We start from the raw sequence: 15,215 nt of genomic DNA on the forward strand, positions 1-15,215 counted from the left end.
CGGCCCCCCTTCTTGGTGGTGCTTTCCCCCAGTGGCCTCCACCATCGCACGCGGCACTGACAATCCGAGGACCACGTTCCGCTTGCCGGGGTGGACAGTTCAGGACACCGGGCGCGAATCCGCCCAGGCCAGCTCGAATTCCTCGCGATATATCGGGAAGAGTCCGGTTTCGACCACATCGTTCGACTTGACCAGTCGGCTGCCGTTGCGCAGCACGAGCACCGGCGACTCCATCCCGCGCGCCCCGCGCAGATAGGACTGCACCACGGCGATGCCGTCGGCGCCGTCGCCGTCCACGAGGTAGGCGGTGAAGCGGGGCGTCTCGTCGTAGACCTGGATCTCGAAGGCGCCGGGGTCGCGCAGCCGGGACCGCACCCGGCGCATGTGCAGGATGTTCATCTCGACCGACCGGCTCAGTTCGCCCCGCTTCATCCCGAGCTCGCGCTCGCGGCGCTTCACCGCGCTGGAGGCCGGGTTGAGGAAGAGCAGCCGCACGCGGCAGCCGGACTCGGCGAGCCGGACCAGACGGCGTCCGGAGAAGTTCTGCACCAGCAGGTTGAGGCCGATACCGATGGCGTCGAGGCGGCGGGCGCCCCCGAAGATGTCCTCGGCCGGGAACTGACGCATCAGGCGCACCCGGTCGGGATGGACGGCCACGACGTCCGCGTACCGGTCGCCGACCAGGTCCTCGACCGCGTCGACGGGCAGCCGGCGCGCGGAGGGAACGTCGCCGCCCGCGCCCAGCGTCTCCAGCAGCCGGGCCGAGGCCCGCTCGGCCTGGTCCAGGACCGCGCCGGACAGCGCCCGGTTGCGGGAGACGACGTTACGGGTCACCTCCAGCTCGTCCAGGGCGAGTTCGAGGTCGCGGCGCTCGTCGAAGTACGGCTCGAAGCACGGCCAGTGCTGCACCATCAGCTCGCGCAGCTGCGGCAGCGTGAGGAAGCTGAGCACGTTGTCGTCGGCCGGGTCGAGCAGATAGCCCTTGCGGCGGCTGACCTCACGGACGGCGACGGCCCGCTGCACCCACTCCTGCCCGGCGGGCCCGGCCGCGGCCACCACCCACTCGTCGCCGTGGACGGGCTCGTAGATGGGGCGCAGCACGGCGGCCACGACCGCGCGCAGCCGCTGTTCGACGAGGTTCAGCCAGATGTAGGCCCGGCCCGCCCGCTGGGCGCGGGTGCGCACCTCGAGCCAGGCGTCGGCGTCCCAGTCCAGTTCCGGCCCGATGGACCCCGTGGCGTCCATCGGGCGCGCCAGGGACACCGCGCCGGGCGGGACGTCTGTGGAGTTTCCCTCGTGACCCTCGTCACCAGGGGGCAGCTCCAGCCCTCCCGAGCCCACCCGTGCACCGCCTTCCGCCACCCCGGGCCTTCCCCGTCTCAACGATCAAGGAAGGGTACTCCGGGAGCGGTCGGCGATGCAGCCGGATGGACAGGTCGGTTTCTCAACTACGCGGTCGCCAGTGGCCGTTCTGCCACGCCAACGCGTCCGGAGTGAGCGGATTCATAGCCGTGACGTCCCTCGGGGAGATGGCGAAACCCTGCCAGTGGATCGGCATGGGCTGCTGGTCCTCGTCCCGGGCGATGTGGTGGAAGCCGACGTTCATCCAGACCACCGGGTGAGTGAGCGTCTGGCCGTTGACCCACTTGTCGACGGACTTGCCCGCACCGGCCGGGCAGGCGCCCGGGTTGTTGCTGGCGAACTGCTCGCACTTGTTGTACTCGGTGAAGTACACGTCGTGCTTGGTGAAGCTGCGGCCCGGGTACTTCGTGGTGGGGCCGGGGACGATCTCGTACGAACGGGCGTGCCCGTCCTGGTTCTTGCCGGTCGCGCTGACCATCCGCCACCAGCGGTAGGTCTTGTAGTCGCCCGCGAGTTCCTTGGTGACCTTGGTGCGGGTGGTCTTGTTGGTGGGCGCCTGCTGGCCGTGCGCGGGGGCGGTGACGGCCGAGTCGTACTGCTCGACCTTCGTCTTGGAGGAGCCGTCGAGGCCGAAGTCCAGCCGCCAGAAGACGTTGTGGCTGTGGCTGGTGGCGTAGGCCTTGGCGCCCTTGCCGATGGGCCAGCCGCGTCCGTCGCCGGCGTCGTAGTCGTCGTAGGAGAGGCTGCCGGTGGCGCCGACGTTCATGTTGACGGTGCCGTCGTCCTGGAAGCGCCACTCGGTCATGTACTCGTACCAGCCGACCTGGTTGACCGTGTAGACGAGCAGGTCCTTGCCCTGTGCCTGGAAGACCTTGTTGGCGCTGTCGCCCTGCATGCGGTAGGCGTGGCCGCGCGAACGCGTCGTCGTGCACAGGCCGTTGACGTCCGGGTGCTGCGGGTCCCAGGCGTCCGGGACCCGGACGCTCTTGATGGTGCCGCCCGGACACTCGCCCGGCGCCAGGTTGACCAGGCCCTGGGCGAACCCGAAGCCGGTCAGGTCGTCGTACTCGACGCTGCCGTCGTCGTAGGGGACGTCGATCTGGGCGAGGCGGGCGCTGTTGAGGACCTTGATCGGCTTGGTCTCGCCCTTGGGCTGGTACGAGACGTTCTCCAGGACGAGGCCGGCCTTGCTGTCGTAGCGCCAGCACATCCGCCAGGTGGTGCCGCTGGAGAGTTTCTGCTCGATCTTGTAGGCCGTGCTGCAGTCGGCGGCCGCCGCGGGCGCGGACCTGGGCTGGGCGACGGCCGGTCCGGCACCGGCCGTGGCACCGGCGGCCAGTGCCGCCACGGTGACGCCGACGGCCGCCCGCGCGCGGGCACGGCTGATTCGGTTGACGGGCATGACGAAGAGGCTCCCTTGCAGGACGGGCAAGTTGGAAAAGTGAACGGTTGGCTGCCGTCGCTCAGCGGCGGTCGAGCTCGGCGACCTTGCGGGCGCTCAGGTCGACGACCAGCCACCGGGCGTCGATCCAGGGGCCGTTCTTGACCTTCGGGAACAGCCGCACACAGCGGTGTTCGCCGCACTTGTCGAGCGCGGCGGGCCGGCCGCCCGGAGTGGCCCGGTAGACGGCGCCGTTGAGCAGCAGCTGGTCCGGAGAGGTCAGCTCGTGGCCGGTGGCGTCCTTGTAGTCCGCCTTGAGGCCCGCGCCCAGCGGGTCGGCGATCAGCAGCTTCGCCGCCTCGGCGTTCTCGGCACGGCTCAGCGGCGGCTGGACGCCGTGCTGGGTGCCGGTCTGCTCGACCTTGCCGGTCTCCAGGTCGACCGTCTTGGTGACGAGCGTGTCGGTCTTGTAGTCGTAGAACGTCACGTCGGCCCGGCGCGGCGCGTTCGGGTCGTCCAGTTCGTTCGCTTCCGGGTCGGCCAGATCGACGCTCAACCGCTGCGGGCCGTGGCCGCCGTCGACGTTCTCGCCCGTGTTCAGCAGCTGCTGGTTCATGGCGAGCTTCGCGACGCGGTTGATCTCGTCGTCGGTCAGCGGGTCACGGCCCGTGCCCTTCTTCCCCTCGGCGGGCGCCTGCTCCACGACACCCGGCTGGACCGCGTCCGGGCCCTGTCCCGCCTGCTGCGCGGCCTGCGTGCCGTTCGGTCCTCCCGACTCGTCGGCCCCTGCCGTGCCCGGCAGGGTGATCCCCACCATCACCGCGGTCCCGGCCACTGCCAGGGCCGCACCCGCCACCACCTTGCCCAGATGGCGGTGCACTATCTCGCGCACATCTTCCCCCTACTCCCCCAACGTCCCCGGGAGTACGTGTCTGCCCCACTGGTTCGGCACACGGCAGGTAGTGCGTTCACCGCATGCACTGGTCGGCCGGTAAGAGGGGCGTAAGTCACAGGTGGTTCCCTCACTTTCGGGCAGACTCGGAGTCAACGCGGCCCCGGCGGGGCGGCCCACCTGAAAGAGTCGTGACCATGCAGGTCTGGCCTGGCGAGGCGTATCCGCTCGGCGCCACCTATGACGGCGCCGGAACCAACTTCGCGGCCTTCACGGAGGCCGCGGACCGAGTAGAGCTGTGTCTGCTCCACGACGACGGCTCGGAGACGGCGGTGGAACTGCGCGAGAGCGACGCGTTCGTGCGGCACGCGTACCTGCCGGGCGTCATGCCGGGACAGCGGTACGGGTTCCGGGTGCACGGCCCGTACGACCCCGGGCGCGGACTGCGCTGCAACTCGGCGAAGCTGCTGCTCGACCCGTACGCGAAGGCGATCAGCGGTGCCGTCCAGTGGGGCGAGGAGGTGTACGGCTACCACTTCGGGGCCCCGGAGCGGCGCAACGACCTGGACTCGGCGCCGCACACCATGACCTCGGTGGTGATCAACCCGTACTTCGACTGGGGCGACGACCGGCTCCCGCGCACCGAGTACCACCACACGGTGATCTACGAGGCCCATGTGAAGGGCCTGACCATGCGCCACCCGGGCCTGCCCGAGGAGCTGCGCGGCACGTACGCGGCGCTCGCGCACCCGGCGATCATCGAGCACCTGACCAAGCTGGGCGTGACGGCGCTGGAGCTGATGCCCGTACACCAGTTCGTGAACGACCACCGGCTGGCCGATCTGGGGCTGAGCAACTACTGGGGCTACAACACCATCGGCTTCTTCGCCCCGCACAACGCCTATGCCTCCTGGGGCGACCGCGGCCAGCAGGTCCTGGAGTTCAAGTCGGCGGTCCGCGCGCTGCACGAGGCGGGCATCGAGGTCATCCTGGACGTCGTCTACAACCACACCGCCGAGGGCAACCACCTGGGCCCGACGCTGTCCTTCAAGGGCCTCGACAACCCGTCGTACTACCGTCTCGCGAACGACCCCCGCTACTACACGGACACCACGGGCACCGGGAACTCGCTGCTCATGCGGTCCCCGCACGTCCTCCAGCTGATCATGGACTCGCTGCGCTACTGGGTCACCGAGATGCACGTCGACGGCTTCCGCTTCGACCTCGCGGCGACCCTGGCCCGGCAGTTCCACGAGGTGGACCGGCTGTCGTCGTTCTTCGACCTGGTGCAGCAGGACCCGGTGGTCTCCCAGGTGAAGCTGATCGCCGAACCGTGGGACGTGGGCGAGGGCGGCTACCAGGTGGGCAACTTCCCGCCGCTGTGGACCGAGTGGAACGGCAAGTACCGCGACACCGTCCGGGACCTGTGGCGGGGCGAGCCGCGGGCGCTCGCCGAGTTCGCCTCCCGGCTGACCGGCTCCTCGGACCTCTACCAGGACGACGGCCGCCGCCCGCTCGCCTCCATCAACTTCGTCACCTGCCACGACGGTTTCACGCTGCGCGACCTCGTCTCCTACAACGGCAAGCACAACAGGGCCAACGGCGAGGACGACCGGGACGGCGAGAGCCACAACCGGTCCTGGAACTGCGGTGCGGAGGGCGAGACCGACGACCCGGCCGTGCTCGGGCTGCGCGCCCGCCAGATGCGCAACTTCCTCGCCACGCTGATGCTCTCCCAGGGCGTGCCCATGGTGAGCCACGGCGACGAGTTCGCCCGCACCCAGCGCGGCAACAACAACGCCTACTGCCAGGACAACGAGCTGTCCTGGGTGGAGTGGCCCGGGGAAGGGGACGAGAAGGGGGACGAGGGCGGGGGCGAGGACGACGGCGACCTGCTGGAGTTCGTCCGCGCGATGGTCTGGCTGCGCCGGGACCACCCGGTGTTCCGCAGGCGGCGCTTCTTCCACGGGCGGCCGGTGGAGGGCACCCACGACGATCTGTCCGACATCGCCTGGTTCACGCCCGAGGGCGCCGAGATGACCCAGCGGGACTGGGACTCGGCGCAGGCGTCCGCGCTGACGGTGTTCCTCAACGGCAACGCGATCTCCGAGCCGGGTCCGCGCGGGGAGCGGATCGCCGACGACTCCTTCCTGCTGATGTTCAACGCCTCGCCCGGGCCGCTGGACTTCCTGGTGCCGGTCGACCACGGCCGGCAGTGGCAGATCGTCGTCGACACGGCCCGCACGGAGGGGGTGCCGCCGGGGACGGGCGCGAAGGTCGCGGCCGGCGACCGCATCACCCTGCCGGACCGGAGCCTGACGGTGCTGCAGCGGCCCGCCTGAGGAGGGGGTTCCGCGGGCATCGCAGGGTGCGTGTCCGCCCGGCGTCCGAACGGCGGCCGTCTCGACGCCGGGCGGCGACGGTCCCTGCTCCGCCGCGGCAGGGAACCGGACCGGGCCCTGCCGTTCGTCACCGATACGGCGGAGCCTCGGCATCCGCTGCGCCTGCGGCTGCCGGCGGAACGGACAGCGGCGCTCCCGCGGGCGGCGCCAGATCCGGCGCCACATCCGGCGCCACATCCGTCAGCTCGGCGTGCACGCTCGCGTGCGGGGCGCCTTCGGGCTGCCCCGAGTAGGCCGCCGGACGGGCCGTCAGGGCGACGGCGAAGGCGAGCGCGGCCGCCGTGCTCGCCGCCGCGAACGCCGCCGAGGGGCCGTACGACTCGGCGAGGCGGCCGGTGCCGGCGACCGCGAGGGCCTGGCCGCCGACCAGGGCGCTGGTCGCGAAGGCCATCGCCTCGGACAGCCGGGCGGGCGGCACCGTGCGCTCGGTGAGCCCGAAGACCGTGATCAGGTGCGGGGCGTAGGCGATCCCGAGGACGGTGACGACCGCGTACAGCCCGGTCATGCCGCCGGTGCGCAGCAGGGGCAGCGACAGCACGAAGGCGGCTCCGGTGGCCAGCCGCCAGCGCACCGGGAGCCCGATCCGCGCCGGTACGGCGGCCACGGCGAGCCCGGCCACGGCGCTCATCACCCCCATGGCGGCGTACACCAGCCCCGCCTGGTCCTCCTGCCCGAGCCGGGCCGTGAGCGCGGTGATCCCGGCCTGGCAGGCACCGAACATGGCGCCCTGGAGGGCGAGGGCGGCGCACAGGGCCCCGACGGAGCGGGGCACGGGGGCGCGGGCCGCGGTCGCGGCACGCGCACGTTGCGGACCGGGCCGGACGGCCCGGGCGGTCGGGTGCAGGGCGAAGCCGGTGCCGCAGGTGGCCACCAGGAGGGCCGCGCCGGCCAGCGCGTACGCCGGGTGGGCGAGGACCGCGGCCAGACCGACCAGGGCCGGGCCGAGGACGAAGGACAGTTCGTCCAGGGTGCTCTCGAAGGAGAGCGCGGCGCCGACGGTGGGCTCGGGGGCGCCCGCGCGGCGGGCGAGGGCGACCAGCCGGGTGCGGGCCAGCGGGCCGACGAGCGGCACGGAGGCGCCCGCCACCGCCCCCAGGAGGGCCAGGACGGGCGTGGACAGGCCGGTCAGGGCGCCGGCGACCAGGGCGGCCACGGCCAGTGCGTTGGCGAGCGAGAACGCGAGCACGACCGTCCGCTGGCCGTGCCGGTCCGCGAGCCGGCCCACCAGCGGCCCGCAGGCCACCTGGCCGAGGGCGAGCGCGCCGCCGGTCAGTCCCGCGGCGGTCAGCGAACCGCTCGTACGGGCGACGAGCAGCACACTGCCGAACTGGATGGTGGCGGTCGGCAGCCGGCCCAGGAACGACACGCAGGGCAGCAGCGGCCCCGTCAGGCCGATCACCTCGCGGTACGTGTCCAGCGTGCCGTGCCGTGTGCGGGGCCGTTCATTCACTCCCATCACTCGAAGCTAGGCACGCGCGCGCGGGTGCGTGCAGAGGGCGATGACACGAAAGACGGCGGGCTGGGTACGTAGGTTTCCATGACTTCTGCGCGACCCGGACCGGGGGTGCCCACGGCCACCTACCGGCTGCAACTCCAGCCCTCGTTCCCGTTCGACGCCGCCGCGGCGGCCGTACCGTACCTGGCCTCGCTCGGCGTCTCGCACGTGCATCTGTCCCCCGTCCTCGAGGCCGTCCCCGGCTCCACGCACGGCTACGACGTAGTGGACCACGCGCGCGTGCGCGAGGAACTGGGCGGCGAGGAGGGGCTGCGCGCGCTCTCGGACACCGCGCGGGAGCACGGCCTCGGTCTGGTGGTGGACATCGTGCCGAACCACATGGCCATGGCCCCCCGGCACAACCACGCCCTGTGGGAGGTGCTGCGCGAGGGACCCGGGTCACCGTACGCGCGCTGGTTCGACATCGACTGGAAGGCGCAGGGCGGACGCCTGCTGCTGCCCGTGCTCGGCGGTCCGCTCGGCACGCAGCTGGACCACCTGGTGGTCGACGGCGGCGTCCTGCGCTACCACGACCACGCGTTCCCGCTCCGCGAGGGCACCGAGGAACTGCCCCTGCCGCAGCTCCTGGACGCACAGTGGTACCGCCCCGTGTGGTGGCGGCTGGCCCGCACCGAGCTGAACTACCGGCGCTTCTTCAGCATCTCTGAGCTGATCGGGCTGCGGGTCGAGGACCCGGAGGTGTTCGACGCCACCCACGCCAAGATCCTGCAGCTGCTGGCGGAGGGCGTGGTCGACGGAGTGCGGATCGACCATCCCGACGGCCTCGCGGACCCCGACGGCTACCTGGAGCGGCTGCACGAGGCGACCGGCGGGCGCTGGACGGTCGTGGAGAAGATCCTCGCCGATGGCGAGCGGCTGCCCGCCTCCTGGCCCGTCGCGGGCACGACGGGCTACGACGCCCTGCGCCACGTCGACGGCCTGTTCACGGACCGCACAGGGGCCTGGCAACTGCTGGGGCGGTACCGGGCGTTCGCGGCGCCGCAGACGGACCGGGGCGGCAACTGGGAGGCCACGGTGCGGCGGGCCGCCTACAAGGTGATCACGCACGAGCTGGCCGCCGAGACCGACCGGCTCACCCGGGTGGCCGCCCGGCTGTGCGCCGCCTCCCCGGACCTCTCGCTGCGCGACCGCGCGCCCTGGGCGCTGCGCACGGCTCTGGAGGAGCTGCTGGTCCGCCTGCGGGTCTACCGTCCGTACGCCTCCGGGGACGCGGCCGCCGTCGTCACCGAGGAGGCCGCCGAGGAGGCCCGGCTGGCCTTCGTGGTGCCCGAGGAGGCCGAGGCCGTGGGCATCGTGCGCCGGCTGCTGGTCGAGACGCCCGGCGACCCGTCGGCGCCGGACCACGGCGACCGGGCAGAGTTCCGCGCCCGGTTCGCGCAGACCGCGTCGGCGCTGCGCGCCAAGGCCGTGGAGGACACGGCGTTCTACCGGTACGTGCCGCTGCTGTCGGCGGCCGAGGTGGGCGGCGACCCCGGCGCGCCCGGCGTGTCCCCGGAGGACTTCCACGCGTACTGCACGCGCGTGCAGCGCGACTGGCCCGGCACCGGCACGGCCGTGTCCACCCATGACACCAAGCGCAGCGCCGATGTGCGCGCCGCCATGGCCGTGCTCACCGAATGCCCGGACCGCTGGGCGGAGTTGCTGGCCGAGGTGACCCTGGCCGAGGAGGGCGTGCCCGACGGGCAGCTGGCCTGGGCGGCCTGGCAGACGGTCTTCGGGCTGGGCTCGGCGGAGGAGGAGCGGGTCCAGGGGGCGCTGCTGAAGCATGTGCGCGAGGCCGGCATGTACACGAGCTGGACGGAGCAGGAGCCGCCCTACGAGGACGCGGCGGCGGCCTTCGTCACGGCGGGGCCGTGCGGGCCCCCGGGAGAGCGTGTGGTGGCGTTCCGCAAGGCACTGGAGCCGCACGTCCGGGCGAACGTCCTCGGCACCGCGCTGGTCCATCTGACGATGCCGGGGGTGCCCGACCTGTACCAGGGCACGGAGGGCGAGTATCGGGCCCTGGTGGACCCGGACAACCGACGGCCGGTGTCGTTTCCCCCCTCGGCACCCGGTGAGAAGGACGAACTGACGGCGGCGGCCCTGCGGCTGCGCGCGCGGCGGCCCGGCGCCTTCGGCACGGCGGCCGCGTACGCCCCGCTCACCGCGGACGGACCGGCCGCGGAGCACTGCGTGGCGTTCACGCGCTCCGGCACGGTGGTCACGGCGGTGACCCGCCTGTCCCTGCGGCTGGCGGAGTCGGGCGGCTGGCGCGAGACACGGCTGGAGCTGCCGCCGGGCCGCTGGGCGGACGTGCTGACCCCAGGGCGGGAGTTCACCGGGCACGCGCGCGTGGCGGACCTCTTCGAGCGGCTGCCGGTGGCACTGCTGGAGCGGCAGGCCGAGGACTGAGGGACTGACACCCACAGGGCCGAGAGGCGGACGCCGCCCGCTCGCATGCCGGGCAGGGCGCAGACCTCGCACTCCTTTGGAGCGGACCGGTGAGGGCTGCGGGGACGGCGCCCGGTCAGCCGGCCTGTGCGGCGGGCAGGGTGTGGTCCTCGTGCTCCCGGGGGGCGACTCCTCCGAGCGAGGGCCAGGTGGTGCACAGAAGGTTCACGAAGGCCTTGGCCGCTCCGGTGGGCGGCACGCGCGCGTAGACCGTCAGGGCGCGTCTCCAGGCCGGGTCCGGGGTGAGGACGACGCAGTCATCGCCGACGGCGCCCCGCACGACGTGGGCGGGCGCCACGCACACCCCGACCCCGGCGGCGGCCATGCGCACGGCTGTGGAGGTGTGCTCGGTCCACACGGCGGTCCGGGGGCGGTATCCGGCCTGTCCGCACGCCCAGTCGAGGAAGCGCTCGCCGTGGACGACGGGTTCCATGGCGCAGCGGATCCAGGCACGGTCGGCGAGTTCCGGCAGCGTCACCCTCGTACGCCCCGCGAGCCGGTCGTCGAAGGGCACGACGAGGACGACTTCCTCCTCGCCGACCGGTACGACGGTGCCGGGCGCGCCGACGGGCTCGGGACCGATCGCGAGGTCCGCGGTGCCGCGCTGGACCGCTTCCTCCAGGGCCTCGGAGGTGGCGTACTCGTGCAGGCGCAGCAGGACCCTGGGGTGGGCCGTGCGCCAGCGGGCGAAGACGTCGGGGAGGGCGCCGACGGCGATGGAGTGCAGGGCCGCGATGTGCAGCTCGCCGCCCTCGGCGCCGGCGGCGGCGCGGGCCGCGCGGCGGGCCTGGGCGGCGCTGCGGACGGCCAGCTCTGCGTGCGGCAGGAAGGCGCGGCCCATCGGGGTGAGGCGCACTCCGCGCGGCATGCGCTCCAGCAGGGCTCCGCCGACCGTCTTCTCCAGGGCCTTGATCTGGTGCGAGAGCGCGGGCTGGGTGACATGCAGCAGCTCCGCCGCGCGCGTGAAGGACGCCTCCTCGACGACCGTCAGGAAGTACTCCATCTGCCGCAGGCTCACCGTGCCGCCTTCCCAGCCTTCCCATAAGGGCCCTGCATCGAATCCACAAAAACATTGCCTTGGACTCATGGCAAGGGACGGACGGAGGGTGGTGGTCATGAACACAGAGGTCATGGGCACAGGGGTCATGGGCACAGGGGTCATGGGCACAGGGGTGACGCACACGCCGGACGTCGTCGTCATCGGCGGCGGCACGGGCGGGTACAGCACCGCCCTGCGCGCCGCCGCCCTCGGTCTCGACGTCGTCCTCGTCGAACGCGACAAGGTCGGCGGCACCTGTCTGCACCGCGGCTGCATCCCCAGCAAGGCGATGCTGCACGCCGCCGAGCTCGTCGACGGCATCGTCGAGGCCCGCGAACGGTGGGGGGTGAAGGCCACGCTGGAGTCCGTCGACTGGCCGGCGCTGGTGGCCACACGGGACGACATCGTGGCGCGCAACCACAAGGGGGTGGAGGCGCATCTGGCACACGCGGGTGTAAGAGTGGTGCGAGGGAGTGCGCGGCTGGCAGGGGCCCGCACGGTGCGCGTGGAAAGCGTGCAGACCGACTCCGCGCTCGCACCTGCAGATGCCGTGCACGCCGAATCCGCGCGCGGTGCGCTCGACTTCACCGCACGCCGCGGGATCGTCCTCGCGACCGGCTCACGACCGCGCACGCTCCCGGGGCTCGTGCCCGACGGGCGGCGCGTGGTGACCAGTGACGACGCCTTGTTCGCGCCGGGGCTGCCGGGGTCCGTGCTGGTGCTGGGCGGAGGTGCGATCGGGGCGGAGTACGCCTCCTTCCACCGGTCGATGGGCGCGGAGGTCACCCTGGTCGAGGCCGCCGACCGGATCGTGCCGCTGGAGGACGCCGACGTGAGCCGGCATCTGACCCGCGGCCTGAAGAAGCGGGGCGTCGACGTGCAGGCGGGCGCACGGCTGCTGGACGCGGAGGTGCTGGAGAACGGCGTACGCGCGCGGGTGCGCACCGCCCGCGGGCAGACCCGGACCGTGGAGGCGGAGCGGCTGCTGGTCGCCGTCGGCCGCGCGCCGGTCACCGAGGGCCTGGACCTGGCCGTCGCCGGGCTGACGACGGACGAGCGGGGGTTCGTCGTACCGGCGGACTGGAGCCGGCTGGAGACGGCCGTACCGGGAATCCATGTGGTGGGCGACCTGCTGCCGCCGCCCTCGCTCGGTCTGGCCCACGCCTCCTTCGCGGAGGGCCTGCTGGTGGCCGAGACACTGGCCGGGCTGCCGTCGGCTCCGGTGGACTACGCGGCCGTGCCCCGGGTGACGTACTCGTCGCCGCAGACCGCCTCCGTGGGGCTCGGCGAGGCGGAGGCACGCGCGCGCGGTCACGAGGTGAACGTCAACACGATGCCGCTGACCGCCGTCGCCAAGGGGATGGTGCACGGGCAGGGCGGCATGGTGAAGGTCGTCGCCGAGGCCGGCGGCGGGCAGGTGCTCGGTGTGCACCTGGTCGGACCGAACGTGTCGGAGATGATCGCCGAGAGCCAGCTGATCGTCGGCTGGGACGCCCAGCCCTCGGACGTGGCCCGGCACGTGCACGCGCACCCCACGCTGTCGGAGGCGGTGGGCGAGGTGTTCCTGACGCTCGCCGGACGCGGACTGCACCAGCAGTGAGCCCCCGGGGCGCGGCGGTCCGGCACCGCCCGTGAATGCGTCCGGGCGCCCCCTGGAGCCTCCTGACCGTGCGCTTGACAGTTCACCCACGCCGTGCGGCACTGGGAGGGCGAAGCCGGGCGGACAAGTCGGGGGTGAGTCTCCTGCCGGAGCTGCGCTACCCCAGCGTTCCCGAACTGGTCGCCTCCGCACGAGCGTTGGCCGCTCAGGAGCCCGGGCTGTGTGCGCTCAGGCAGGTGGGCCTCTCGCGAGCCGGCCGGCCTCTGCACCTGCTGTCGGTGGGACACGCCCGGCGCGCCGTACTGGTCGTCGCGGGCGCCCACGCCAACGAGCCGACGGGCGGCTCCACCCTCCGGGTGCTGGCCGAACGGGTGCTGGCCGAGCGGGAGTTGCGGGCCGACACCTCCTGGCACTTCCTGCTGTGCGCCGACCCGGACGGCGCGAGCCTGCATGTCACCCCGGCGCCGCGCAGCCTGCTCGACTACCACCTCGGCTTCTACCGGCCGACCGGCGCCGAGCAGCCGGAGTGGTCCCCCGCGGTGCTCCCGCCGGACCGCCTGCCGCCCGAGACGCGGGCCCTGACCGGGGTGATCGACGAACTGCGCCCCTACCTCCAGGTGACCCTGCACGGCACCGATCTGGGCGGCAGCTGGGTGCAGTTGACGAAGGACGTGCCGGGCCTGGCGGAGCCGTTCGCCAAGTCCGCAGCCGAGCTGCACATCCCGGTCGAGACAGGTGCCTCGGACGCCGCGGGCTGGCCCGCCTCGGGGCCCGGGGTGCATGTGATGCCCGGACCGGAGACGGGCGTCGCCTACCCGAGCCTGCCGGACGACGCACGGCACAGCACCTGGTACCACGCGCACCGCTACGGCGGTCTGACGGCCGTGGTGGAGGTGCCGATGTGGGCCAGCGACCTGGTGGACGACCCAGCGCCGCACCCGGCACCGGCGGCGGCGATACGCCGCCTGGCCCAGCGGCTGCTGCGGGACTCGCTGGAGGTGGAGCGGGTGCTCGCCGAGGCGCTGCCCCGGCTGGAGGATGCGGACGGGCCGTTGCTGCGGGCCGCTCGGTGGGCGCTGGAGCTGATACCGGGCCTGGCGCAGGACTGGATCCACACACCGCCGGCCGGCACGACGATGGCGTACGTCGGCAGTGTGGACGCCTTCGGGCGGCGGCTGCCGCTGCGGGCGGCGGCGATGCTGCTGCGGGTGCTGCGGGAGACGGACGACCGGGCGGCGCCCCTGCTCGAACAGCTGGTCGCCTCCTGGTGCGAGGCGTTCGCGGAGCGCTTCCGGGCCCGCTGGGTGCCCTTGGAGAACCAGGTGGAGCACCAGTCCCGGACGGTGCTGGTGGCTGCCCAGCAGGCCCGGGAACGGGCGGCGTGAGGCCTCCGCGAAGCCTCCCGGGCCCGCCGTCTGCCGTACCCGCCGCGCCGGCCGCGCCGGCCGCGCGGGCCGGGCTCAGTCGTCCAGCGCGAAAACCTCTCCCGTCCGCCCGCTCATGACGCACTTGCTGGAGTACGTCTCCTGGAAGTCGACCGGCCGTCCGTGCCACCGCCCGCGCGCGTGGACGGTGACGGGAGCGAAGATCATCGTGCAGAAGATCTTCTTGGGCGGAATGCGGTCGATGTCGCCGTCGGCGGCCGAGAGTTCGGCACAGGCCTCGGCCGCGTGCGCGTGCCCGAGGGGCGGATCGCAGAGCAGCAGCGCGTGGCGTGTGTAACCGGTCTGGGCGTCGCCGCGGGTGACGGTGAGGTCGAGCCAGTTGCCGGTGAGCATGGGACGGGGTGCCGCCTGGGCCGGGCCCGCGGCGAGCAGGCCGACGGACGCCAGCAGGGCGCCTGCGGCCGCTGTCGCTCGGGTGATGTACGTCATTCCCGAAGCATCGGCGCGGCGGCCCGCGTTCCGCAGCCCGACTCACCCGAACGGGACCGTACGGGCGCACAGCGGTGCGTCAGTTCGAATGCGGGACGGTGTCTCAGTCCGCAGAGAGCCGGAAGGTTGTCCGCCCGAAGCCGACCTGGTCGCCCTCGCGGACCACGACGGCGCCCACCACGCGGCGGCCGTTTACCGTGGTGCCGTTGGTGGAGCCGAGGTCCCTGAGGACCCACATGTCGCCCTGGCGGCGGAGTTCGGCGTGCACGCGGGAGACGGTCTCGTGGTTCAGGCGCAGCCCGTTCGCGGGGTCGCGGCCGATGCGCAGCGGATGGCCGTTCGCCGGGTTCGGCAGCCGCAGCTTGGGCAGCCGCTCGGCCTGCCAGGCCCGGCGCAGTCGTACGGTGAAGCCGGAGACGGCCTCGACGGTGCCGAAGACCGCGCGGGAGAGGCGCTTCTCGCGGGGCAGGTCGGCGGTGAGGGCTTCGAGTTCGTCGGCGCGGCGCGCGACGAGCGCGAGTTCCATGCGGCGTACGAACGTGTCGTGCGACAGACGGCCCATGGCGACGCCGTCTCGCAGTACCTGCAGCGCCTTGTCGCGCTCCGCGTCGGACAGTCGCGCGGGGTACATGGGGATCTCGAAAGACGACGTCACGCTGGTGATTGTCGGGCAGTGAACCCCCGGTGTCCAGAAACGCGGAGAACGGTTACCGCACGCG

Annotated in this window: 11 protein-coding genes; 4 read left to right on the forward strand and 7 right to left on the reverse strand. The window is 72.9% G+C overall.

Going from position 1 to position 15,215, the window contains the following annotated elements; all coding sequences use genetic code 11:
* Positions 1 to 99 precede the first annotated feature (99 nt).
* The 3 genes from AC07DS_RS21715 to AC07DS_RS21725 form a co-directional block, all read right to left on the reverse strand.
* On the reverse strand, positions 100 to 1,341 hold the full coding sequence (locus AC07DS_RS21715; protein WP_479147565.1) for an SAV2148 family HEPN domain-containing protein: 1,242 nt from the start codon (positions 1,339 to 1,341) through the stop codon (positions 100 to 102).
* 103 nt (positions 1,342 to 1,444) lie between these two features.
* Complete coding sequence (locus tag AC07DS_RS21720) at positions 1,445 to 2,764, reverse strand: copper amine oxidase (RefSeq protein ID WP_479147567.1); 1,320 nt, start codon at positions 2,762 to 2,764, stop codon at positions 1,445 to 1,447.
* Positions 2,765 to 2,825: 61 nt separating this feature from the next.
* The gene (locus AC07DS_RS21725) at positions 2,826 to 3,635 is read right to left on the reverse strand and encodes a Tat pathway signal sequence domain protein (protein WP_479147569.1); all 810 of its coding nucleotides are present in this window, start codon (positions 3,633 to 3,635) and stop codon (positions 2,826 to 2,828) included.
* A gap of 197 nt (positions 3,636 to 3,832) precedes the next feature.
* On the opposite strand from AC07DS_RS21725, the gene glgX reads away from it, so the two are divergent.
* Positions 3,833 to 5,977 carry a glycogen debranching protein GlgX gene (glgX, locus tag AC07DS_RS21730; protein WP_479147571.1) on the forward strand — a complete coding sequence of 715 codons (2,145 nt, stop codon included), beginning with the start codon at positions 3,833 to 3,835 and terminating at the stop codon, positions 5,975 to 5,977.
* 127 nt (positions 5,978 to 6,104) lie between these two features.
* Here the strand turns inward: glgX and AC07DS_RS21735 are convergent, their stop codons facing one another.
* A complete protein-coding gene (locus tag AC07DS_RS21735; protein ID WP_479147573.1) occupies positions 6,105 to 7,493 on the reverse strand; it encodes an MFS transporter in 1,389 nt (462 codons plus the stop codon).
* 81 nt (positions 7,494 to 7,574) lie between these two features.
* Here AC07DS_RS21735 and treY point away from each other — a divergent pair, with 81 nt between their 5' ends.
* On the forward strand, positions 7,575 to 9,944 hold the full coding sequence (gene treY / locus AC07DS_RS21740; RefSeq protein ID WP_479147575.1) for a malto-oligosyltrehalose synthase: 2,370 nt from the start codon (positions 7,575 to 7,577) through the stop codon (positions 9,942 to 9,944).
* Positions 9,945 to 10,059: 115 nt separating this feature from the next.
* Here the strand turns inward: treY and AC07DS_RS21745 are convergent, their stop codons facing one another.
* A complete protein-coding gene (locus AC07DS_RS21745; protein ID WP_479147577.1) occupies positions 10,060 to 11,001 on the reverse strand; it encodes a LysR family transcriptional regulator in 942 nt (313 codons plus the stop codon).
* Positions 11,002 to 11,143: 142 nt separating this feature from the next.
* Between AC07DS_RS21745 and lpdA the strand changes: the two genes are divergently transcribed.
* Together lpdA and AC07DS_RS21755 are read left to right on the forward strand one after the other, a co-directional pair.
* Positions 11,144 to 12,622 carry a dihydrolipoyl dehydrogenase gene (lpdA, locus tag AC07DS_RS21750; RefSeq protein ID WP_479147882.1) on the forward strand — a complete coding sequence of 493 codons (1,479 nt, stop codon included), beginning with the start codon at positions 11,144 to 11,146 and terminating at the stop codon, positions 12,620 to 12,622.
* A gap of 134 nt (positions 12,623 to 12,756) precedes the next feature.
* Positions 12,757 to 14,007, forward strand: coding sequence for a M14 family zinc carboxypeptidase (locus AC07DS_RS21755; protein WP_479147579.1), 1,251 nt, complete (start codon positions 12,757 to 12,759; stop codon positions 14,005 to 14,007).
* 75 nt (positions 14,008 to 14,082) lie between these two features.
* Here the strand turns inward: AC07DS_RS21755 and AC07DS_RS21760 are convergent, their stop codons facing one another.
* Both AC07DS_RS21760 and AC07DS_RS21765 read right to left on the reverse strand, forming a co-directional pair.
* Entirely contained in the window at positions 14,083 to 14,496 is a 414-nt protein-coding gene (locus AC07DS_RS21760; RefSeq protein ID WP_479147580.1) for an SSI family serine proteinase inhibitor, read from the reverse strand.
* Between the two features lie 103 nt (positions 14,497 to 14,599).
* Positions 14,600 to 15,151, reverse strand: coding sequence for an FHA domain-containing protein (locus tag AC07DS_RS21765; RefSeq protein ID WP_479147582.1), 552 nt, complete (start codon positions 15,149 to 15,151; stop codon positions 14,600 to 14,602).
* Positions 15,152 to 15,215 lie beyond the last annotated feature (64 nt).

Source organism: Streptomyces sp. NPDC044064, assembly GCF_056434245.1.